Annotated in this window: 9 protein-coding genes and 3 tRNA genes; 11 read left to right on the plus strand and 1 reads right to left on the minus strand. The window is 58.0% G+C overall.

Annotated elements, in window-relative coordinates; all coding sequences use genetic code 11:
- Positions 1–215: 215 nt before the first annotated feature.
- Genes cysP through B7O88_RS17545 form a run of 4 tightly spaced genes read left to right on the plus strand, consistent with a single transcriptional unit; the run spans position 216 to position 4,075 of the window.
- Positions 216–1,238 (plus strand): thiosulfate ABC transporter substrate-binding protein CysP, encoded by a 1,023-nt coding sequence (cysP, locus tag B7O88_RS17530; RefSeq protein WP_088278058.1) that lies wholly within the window; start codon positions 216–218, stop codon positions 1,236–1,238.
- A 9-nt stretch (positions 1,239–1,247) separates the two neighbouring features.
- Positions 1,248–2,111: a sulfate/thiosulfate ABC transporter permease CysT gene (gene cysT / locus B7O88_RS17535; RefSeq protein ID WP_200818489.1), complete on the plus strand. Its 864-nt coding sequence runs from the start codon at positions 1,248–1,250 to the stop codon at positions 2,109–2,111.
- 9 nt (positions 2,112–2,120) lie between these two features.
- Positions 2,121–2,984 (plus strand): sulfate/thiosulfate ABC transporter permease CysW, encoded by an 864-nt coding sequence (gene cysW, locus B7O88_RS17540; RefSeq protein ID WP_088278062.1) that lies wholly within the window; start codon positions 2,121–2,123, stop codon positions 2,982–2,984.
- A complete protein-coding gene (locus tag B7O88_RS17545) occupies positions 2,984–4,075 on the plus strand; it encodes a sulfate/molybdate ABC transporter ATP-binding protein (RefSeq protein ID WP_088278064.1) in 1,092 nt (363 codons plus the stop codon). Before cysW ends, B7O88_RS17545 begins: the two co-directional genes overlap by 1 nt.
- Here B7O88_RS17545 and B7O88_RS17550 read toward each other — a convergent pair.
- On the minus strand, positions 4,072–4,929 hold the full coding sequence (locus B7O88_RS17550) for a LysR substrate-binding domain-containing protein (protein ID WP_088278066.1): 858 nt from the start codon (positions 4,927–4,929) through the stop codon (positions 4,072–4,074). The genes B7O88_RS17545 and B7O88_RS17550 overlap by 4 nt on opposite strands.
- 96 nt (positions 4,930–5,025) lie before the next feature.
- On the opposite strand from B7O88_RS17550, the gene B7O88_RS18340 reads away from it, so the two are divergent.
- The 7 genes from B7O88_RS18340 to B7O88_RS17580 all read left to right on the plus strand — a co-directional run bounded on the left by B7O88_RS18340 (position 5,026) and on the right by B7O88_RS17580 (position 8,093).
- Entirely contained in the window at positions 5,026–5,232 is a 207-nt protein-coding gene (locus B7O88_RS18340; RefSeq protein WP_412779082.1) for a DUF1127 domain-containing protein, read from the plus strand.
- Positions 5,233–5,289: 57 nt separating this feature from the next.
- Positions 5,290–6,261: a bifunctional biotin--[acetyl-CoA-carboxylase] ligase/biotin operon repressor BirA gene (gene birA, locus B7O88_RS17555; protein WP_160003211.1), complete on the plus strand. Its 972-nt coding sequence runs from the start codon at positions 5,290–5,292 to the stop codon at positions 6,259–6,261.
- Complete coding sequence (locus B7O88_RS17560; protein ID WP_088278070.1) at positions 6,251–7,000, plus strand: type III pantothenate kinase; 750 nt, start codon at positions 6,251–6,253, stop codon at positions 6,998–7,000. Before birA ends, B7O88_RS17560 begins: the two co-directional genes overlap by 11 nt.
- Entirely contained in the window at positions 7,000–7,677 is a 678-nt protein-coding gene (locus B7O88_RS17565) for an SPOR domain-containing protein (protein ID WP_088278072.1), read from the plus strand. The genes B7O88_RS17560 and B7O88_RS17565 overlap by 1 nt, the downstream gene beginning before the upstream one ends.
- Positions 7,678–7,810: 133 nt before the next feature.
- Positions 7,811–7,895, plus strand: a tRNA-Tyr gene (locus B7O88_RS17570).
- 24 nt (positions 7,896–7,919) lie between these two features.
- Positions 7,920–7,993 (plus strand) — tRNA-Gly (locus B7O88_RS17575).
- A gap of 24 nt (positions 7,994–8,017) precedes the next feature.
- Positions 8,018–8,093: transfer RNA gene (locus B7O88_RS17580), tRNA-Thr, on the plus strand.
- The last annotated feature ends 112 nt before the right edge of the window (positions 8,094–8,205 follow it).

The following is an 8,205-nucleotide window of genomic DNA, read 5'->3' on the forward strand; positions in this document are numbered from 1 at the left end:
TTCTTCTTTGCGCGGACGGAAAGTTCGCCTAGGTCGGCGCTGCTGCGGGCGGCAGGATCATGCCGATAATCCGGACGCCTGAGCCGTCAATTGCTTATGTCTTAGCGTTAGATGGAATAAGCAAATCCGTCTAAGCAGCTTGTTGTTCTAAGTCCGTCTGGCTTGTAATCTTGGCGTCCTATTCAAAAAGGCGCCTAGTGCGTGTGGAGGATGCAATGTTTCAGTCACCCGGCAAACTGATCAAACGATTGGTCGTCACTCTGGCCGTTACCGGTAGTGTTGGCATGGCAAATGCTCAGGCTGCTGACCAAGAGATTCTGAACTCCTCCTACGATATTGCCCGAGAGCTGTTTGCTTCGTACAACGAGTTGTTCACACAGCACTGGTTGGATGAGAGCGGAAAAACGGTAGAGATCAAACAATCCCACGGTGGCTCTTCGAAGCAGGCCCAGGCAATCATTCAGGGGTTGCGAGCAGACGTGGTGACTTACAACCAGGTTACCGACGTGGACATTCTCCACCAGCGCGGGAATCTGATTCCGGCCGACTGGCGTGAGCGGCTGCCGAACGCGTCCTCGCCTTATTACTCGACCATGGCGTTTCTGGTGCGCAAGGGTAATCCGAAAAACATTCGGAACTGGGACGACCTGGTGCGTGACGATGTCAGCTCTGTTCTGCCAAACCCGAAAACCTCGGGTAACGGCCGCTATACCTACCTTGCCGCGCTCGGCTACGCACAAAAGACGTTTGGCGATGATCAGACAGCCATTGACGAGTTCCTGCGTAACTTTCTTGGCAACGTCGCTGTATTTGATACCGGTGGGCGCGGCGCGACCACCACCTTTATCGAGCGGGGCATCGGTGACGTGCTGCTGACGTTTGAGTCGGAAGTTAACAACATTGCTGCCCAGTATCCGCCGGGTGAGTACCAGGTCGTAGTGCCTAAGGTCAGCTTCCTTGCCGAGTTTCCGGTTACCTGGATAGACCGCAACGTAGAGCGTAACGGTACGGCCGATGTCGCCAGGGAATATCTGGAATACCTGTATAGCGAAGAAGCTCAGCGCCTGATTGCCGGTTTCAATTACCGTGTCCATGACGAGGCGGTGAAGGCCGAGTTTGCTGATCGCTTCCCCGAGTTGGAGCTGCTGCCGATCGAGGAGATTACCGGCGATTGGGCGACGGCGATGACCGTTCACTTTGGCAGTGGCGGCAAGCTGGATCAGCTGCAGCGCCGTTGAATGAGCAGTATGAATCGTAGCTCAGGCGGTTGGTCGCTGTTTGATGCAAGACCCGGCAAGCGCGTGCTGCCGGGTTTCGCTCTTAGCATGGGCATTTCGCTGCTGTTCATCAGCCTGGTTTTGCTGCTGCCTGTCACGGGGCTGATTGCGCAGACAGCGGAGATGAGCTGGTCGCAGTATTGGGCTGTCATCACAGACGAGCGGGTAATAGCGTCCTACAAGGTCACGCTCTGGGCTGCTTTCTTTGCGTCGCTGTTCAATGGTGTTGCAGGGCTGCTGCTGGCCTGGGTGCTGGTAAGGTACGAGTTTCCCGGCAAGCGCATCATTGACGCGCTGATCGACCTGCCGTTTGCCCTTCCCACCGCCGTTGCCGGCATTACTCTTGCGGCACTGTTCGCCGAAAATGGCTGGTACGGTCAATTGCTCGCGCTGCTTGGCATCAAGGTTGCGTTCACGCCATTGGGCATTATTGTGGCTATGGCTTTTACCAGCTTGCCGTTTGTAGTGCGCACGGTTCAGCCGGTTCTTGAGGATTTGGCGCCGGAAGACGAAGAGGCGGCCGTGACTATGGGCGCCTCCGATCTTACCGTGTTTCGTCGTGTTGTGTTTCCCGCACTGTGGCCGGCACTGATGACTGGTGTTGCGCTGTCGTTTACGCGCAGTCTGGGTGAGTTTGGTGCGGTGATCTTTATCGCCGGCAACATGCCGTATGTCAGTGAGATAACCAGTTTGATGATCTTTATCCGGCTGCAGGAGTTCGACTATGCAGCCGCGAGCGCGATTGCGTCCGTTGTGCTGATGGCCTCGCTGGTGCTGCTGTTTTCGATCAATATCTGGCAGGCGCGTTATCTGCGTCGGCTGCACGGCCGGTGAGAGTCCAATATGCATAAGCAGGCACGGTTGCGTATCGCCGATCAGGCATGGGTCAAGTGGTCTCTGGTGAGTCTGGCTTTGCTCGTTGTTGCGCTGGTGCTGGTGGTACCGCTGGCGATCATTTTTGTGCAGGCGTTTTCCGCCGGCGCTGAAACCTTCTGGGCTAATCTGACGGATGAATACACGCTGAGTGCGATTGGTCTGACGCTGCTTGTCGCGGCGCTTACGGTGCCGATCAATCTGGTGTTCGGTATCTTTCTGGCCTGGCTGGTTACCCGCTTTGAGTTTCCCGGCCGCAAGGCATTGATCACCCTTATTGATATTCCGTTCGCGGTATCCCCGGTGGTCGCCGGCTTGTTATATCTGCTGCTCTACGGCAGTAACGGCTGGCTCGGTGAGTGGCTGATGGATTACGACATCCAGTTGATGTTTGCCTGGCCAGGTATCGTCATGGTTACGGTGTTTGTAACTTGTCCGTTCGTTGCGCGCGAGCTGATTCCGTTGATGCAGCAGCAGGGGCGGGAGGAGGAAGAAGCGGGTGTTGTTTTGGGAGCCAGCGGGTGGCAGCTGTTCCGGCGCGTTACCTTGCCCAACATCCAATGGGCGCTGATTTATGGTGTTGTGCTGACCAATGCCCGGGCGGTTGGCGAATTCGGTGCGGTGTCGGTTGTCTCCGGTAACATCCGCGGCGAAACCAACACGCTGCCGCTGCACGTTGAGTTGTTGTATCAGGACTACAACGCAGTTGGGGCATTTACCAGTGCCTCGCTGCTGGCCGGTATTGCGCTGCTGACGCTGCTGGTCAAAAGCATGATCGAATGGCGTCAGGCTCGTCAGCAGGCGACGCCGGCGGTACGGACGGATTCACACTGATGAGTATTACCCTCGAGAACATCGACAAGTCATTCGGTAGCTTCCGTGCCCTGCGCGACATTTCGCTTGAGATCCCGGATGGAGAGCTGGTTGGTCTGTTGGGGCCGTCCGGCTCCGGCAAAACCACGTTGCTGCGGATTATTGCGGGGCTGGAAAGTGCCAATGCCGGACGCATTCTGTTTCACGGGCAGGATGTAACCCGTCTGCACGTGCGTGAGCGCAAGGTCGGTTTCGTCTTCCAGCACTATGCGCTGTTCCGCCACATGACCGTTGCTGACAACGTCGCCTTCGGGCTGGATGTACTGCCGCGCCGCCAGCGTCCTTCGGCAGCGGAAATACGTAAGCGCGTTGGTGAGTTGCTGGAGATGGTGCAGTTGTCCCATCTGGCGGACCGCTATCCCTCCCAGCTATCAGGCGGACAGAAGCAGCGAATCGCCCTGGCGCGAGCGCTTGCGATGCAGCCGCAGATACTGCTGCTGGATGAGCCCTTTGGTGCGCTTGATGCGAAGGTGCGCAAGGATCTGCGCCGCTGGTTGCGAAACCTGCATGACGAATTGAACTTCACCAGTGTGTTTGTGACCCACGATCAGGAGGAGGCGCTGGAGCTGTCTGATCGTGTTGTGGTGATGAGTGCAGGCCAGATTGAGCAGGTCGATCAACCGCAGGCGCTGTATGCCCGTCCGGTCAGCCAGTTTGTATTCGACTTTCTCGGCCATGTAAATGTGCTGGCAGGCGAGATAGCCAATCAGCGTATTGCTCAGCGCGATGCCTGGATACGCCTGCCCGAGGCGGTTCCTTCCGGGGCCGCTCAGCTGTATTTGCGCCCCCACGAGGTTCGCCTTCAGCTCCATCCTGTGGAACACGCGCATTTGCCGCTGCAGGTGGAGTCGATCAGTCTGGTGGGGGCTGAAGTGCGACTCGAGCTGCGGCCCTGTGGATGGGATGCGCCTCAGCTCTGGGAGGTGGGCATTACCCACGCCGAGTACAATGGGTGGCAACCGCAACGGGGTGATCGCTGCTTCGCTGTGCCGGATGTAGGCCACCTGTTCCGGCCTGATTGCGCAAGTCCGGGCACCTTCTATTGGGGTTAGTGCTGACGGAAGCCCTCGGCAATATGCTCGGCCAGACATTCGGTAACCGGTGACTGGCTACGCGGGTTACGCAGCAGCACGATGCTTGCCATGGGCATGTCTGGTAATCCTTCTTCCTTGCCGATGATGCGCATGTCAGCCGGGATAAGGCTCCGTAGCTGTGCCGTGATCGCAAGCCCTGCTCCGACCACGGCCAGAATCGCGGACAGACTCGGGCTGCTGTAGGCCACACGATAATCGCGGTTCAGGGTGTCCAGCGCATTACAGGCCCAGTTTCTGCAGAAGCAATCTGCGTTGAACATCGCCAGCGGCAGGGTGCTGCGCTCGTGCAGCATGGCGTTGTCTGCCTGTGCCCATACCACCTCTTCCTGACGCAGCAGTTGGCCGATTTCCTTGCCTGGCTCTCGAGTGACGATGGTCAGATCGAGATCCTGGCGCTGGAGTAGCTGAAACGATGGCTCGCAGTGCATCTCGACTTGCACCAGTGGAAATGCCTGCGCAAAGCGGGCCAGTACGCCCGGCAGGAAGCGCGTAACGTAATCGTCGGGTGTGCCGATGCGTACCAGGCCGACCATGTGCGGTGCGCGCAGGCTGTTCAGCGCTTCCCCCTGCAGGCGCAGGATTCGTCGTGCGTAGCCCAGCAATAGTTCGCCTTCGGCGGTAAGCAGCATCTGACGTCCGTTGCGCTGAAACAGGCTGCGCTGTACCACGTCTTCCTCTAGCCGTTTCATCTGCATGCTAACAGCAGATTGCGTGCGATTGACCTGTTCCGCTGCTCGGGTATAGCCGCCTTGGTCTGCAATGGCGACGAAGGTGCGAAGCAGCTCGCTATCGATAGTTGGGTAACTGGCCATTCATCAATCCTAAAGATGGTTTGCATAAAAAGCATTCGTTGGATTGATCCTATGCCGATCGGGACAATTTCTCCAGTGCGATCTGGAGGAATGCTTATGTGCAAGTGTGTTGATCGAGGTGGGTGGGCTGCGTTGCTGTGTCGAGCAGGGTGGCACGCGCTTGGGCGCTGGCGACGTTGGTGCTATGAGCGCCGTCTGTTGGCGACGATGACTGAGGCAGAGATGAAGGATGTGGGTATCAGCCTCGCAGATGCTCGCGAGGAGTTGCGGCGTCCATTCTGGTCGCGTCGGCCGAGAGGATAGCGACGGTCGGCCGCCAACGGTATCATGTGCCGTTCATTGCCACAGGTACAGCCAACCATGCTCAGCGAGATACTTGCATTGCTAGCCGACGGGCGCTTCCACTCCGGCGAGGCTATCGGCTCAGAGCTGGGGGTTAGCCGCGCTGCAGTCTGGAAGGTTCTCAAGCGGCTGGAAGACGATGGCTATCCGCTGCAGCGGGTCCGTGGCAAGGGGTATCGGCTGCCGCCCGGTGCGAGCATGCTCAATGCCGAGAAGATACAGTCATTACTGCCGGCAGAACTTGCAGCGCGCTGGCGGTGGTTTGTGCAGGAGCAGGTTGACTCAACCAACGCGCAGGCGCAGCGCGCTCTGGATCCGCAGCGGCCCCTGCCGCTTATCGTGCTGGCGGAGCAGCAGCTGGCTGGGCGCGGGCGGCGCGGACGGCAATGGGCAAGTCCGTATGCCCAGAATATCTATATCTCCCTGGCCGAGCCTGTCTCTGCTGGCGGTGCGGGGCTCGAGGGGCTCAGCCTGCTCGTCGGACTATGTCTTGTGCAGGCGCTTGAAGATGTTGGCTATCGAGGCTGCCGACTCAAGTGGCCGAATGATGTGCTGCTTGATAATGCCAAGCTCGCCGGCATTCTTCTCGAAATCTCGGGTGACCTGACGGGCGATGCTGTTGTCGTCATTGGCGTGGGCGTCAACGTGCTACTCGACTCTGCGGCCAATATTGATCAGGAATGGACGTCGCTTTTGCGCTCCGGGCAGCATGCGACACTGGATCGCAATGAGTTGATTGCTGCGCTCCTTCGGCGTTTGGCTCCAGCGCTGGACGTTTTCCGTCGCCAGGGCTTTGCTCCGTTCCAGCAGCAATGGATCGCGCGCAACGCATGGGCGGGCAGGGCCGTAAAAGTGGTGTCCGGGAGTAATGAGCTCTATGGAGTGGATGCGGGTGTCAATGCCCGGGGCGCGCTGCTGCTGCATACCGAAAGCGGTGACGTTGAAATCAGCGGTGGTGAAGTGAGTCTGAGGTTGAACCATGCTTCTTGAGTTGGACTGCGGCAATACCCTGATCAAATGGCGGCTGCTGGATCGCGAGGGGCGCGTCCGCGATCGGGATATGGCGCCTGATCTGGTCGAGTTGCAACGACTGCTGGGTGGTCAGGAGCGCGAGATTCATGGTTGCCGGCTGGTCAGTGTTCGTTCCGCTGAAGAGAACCAGGTCGTAATGGATCAGCTTACAAGCTGGCTGAAGCTGCATCCGGTGCTTGCACGCAGCGCCCGGGAGTTGGCGGGCGTGCGCAATGGCTATGCTGATTTCAGCAAGCTGGGAATGGATCGCTGGCTGGCACTGGTTGCCGGTTACAATCTGTGTCGCCGTGCCTGTGTCGTGATTGACTTGGGAACCGCAGTGACAGTGGATTTTGTCAACGCGGCGGGCCAGCATCTGGGTGGATACATTGCGCCGGGCAGCAAGCTGCTGAGGGGGAGCCTCAAGCGTCACACCAGGCTGATCCGCTATGAGCAGTCACTGCGCGGCGATCTTGCGCTGCCGCAGCCGGGTGAAAGTACCGCGGAGGCCGTGGAGTTCGGCTGTGATCTTATGCTGGTCGGCTTCGTTCGCGAGCAGCTTCGTGTCGCGCGCCACACGCTCGGCGAAGAAATGGTGGTAATTCTTACCGGTGGTGATGCCGAGCGGATGGCCGAAGCGCTGCCGCAAAACTGCCATATCATCAACGATCTGGTTTTCGATGGGCTGGCGCTGGCGTGTCCCATGGAGATTGATTGATGCGTTCGCTGTTCCTTTTTCTGCTGCTGCTAAACATTCTGTACGCACTTTGGCAGTTGCAGGGCGGCGAACTGGTGCCTGATCGCGAGCTTGGCGTGTCGGCTCTGCCGGTGCCTGATTCCCTTGTCGAGTCATCGATGATCAGCTCGCACCCTGCATCTCTCTCAGGTGCCGATACGTCGCCCGCAGCGCTGTGCATTCGTCTCGGTGTCTTTGCAGATCGTGAGGAGGCGGCGCAGTTGCTTCAGCGGCTGCTTGCGCTGGACGTAACGGCGGAGGTGGTAGCGGATGAGATTGTCAGCAGTAGCGATTACTGGCTTGTAATGTCGGTAATGGGTGGAGCTTCGGGCGCACTGGCGAAGCTGTCGTCGCTGCAGGAGCGAGGGATTGATAGCTTTGTGATAACCGAAGGCCCTCTGGCTGGCAACATCTCTCTAGGTGTATTCAGTCGGGAGGATTATGCGGCCGCCCGACAGGCTCAGTTGCAGTCAGACGGTTACGACGTGCGTATCGAGCGAGTGGAAAAATTGCGCAGCCAATACAGTGTCCAGGTGGCTCCCGAAGCGCGCAGGCTGGTAGGCTCGGAGCTGCTGCTCAAGCTGCGGGAGGACTTCCCTGCAATGCAGCATCAATATCAATCGTGCGCACCCGTTGCCAATGGGCGCAACATCCCCTAGAATTGCGCCCGCTTCACGGCTCGGCAGTCCCGGACTTCCGGCCAGTCGGTAAAAAATATCTTCAAGTAAGTGTTTTTGCTGATAAAAGTGTTGACAGAGGGTCGCCAAGTGATGAAAATGGCGCCTCTTTTACGGAGGGGTTCCCGAGCGGTCAAAGGGATCAGACTGTAAATCTGACGGCTTAGCCTTCGAAGGTTCGAATCCTTCCCCCTCCACCAGATTTCGCGTAGTCAGGCTACTTGGCGGGTATAGTTCAATGGTAGAACCTCAGCCTTCCAAGCTGATGGTGCGGGTTCGATTCCCGCTACCCGCTCCAGTCTGACGATGTAATGGTTTGTAAGCTCATGTAGCTCAGTTGGTAGAGCACACCCTTGGTAAGGGTGAGGTCAGCGGTTCAAATCCGCTCATGAGCTCCAATATCAAGGCAGATATGCGAATATCTGCCTTTTATTTAATGGTCGCGTGACACGCGCATTGCTCTCACGAATAGGGGATCTCTCGATGGCTAAAGAGAAGTTCGAACGTAGC

Origin of the sequence: Halopseudomonas aestusnigri, assembly GCF_002197985.1 — a bacterium.
Classification (GTDB): Bacteria; Pseudomonadota; Gammaproteobacteria; order Pseudomonadales; family Pseudomonadaceae; genus Halopseudomonas; species Halopseudomonas aestusnigri.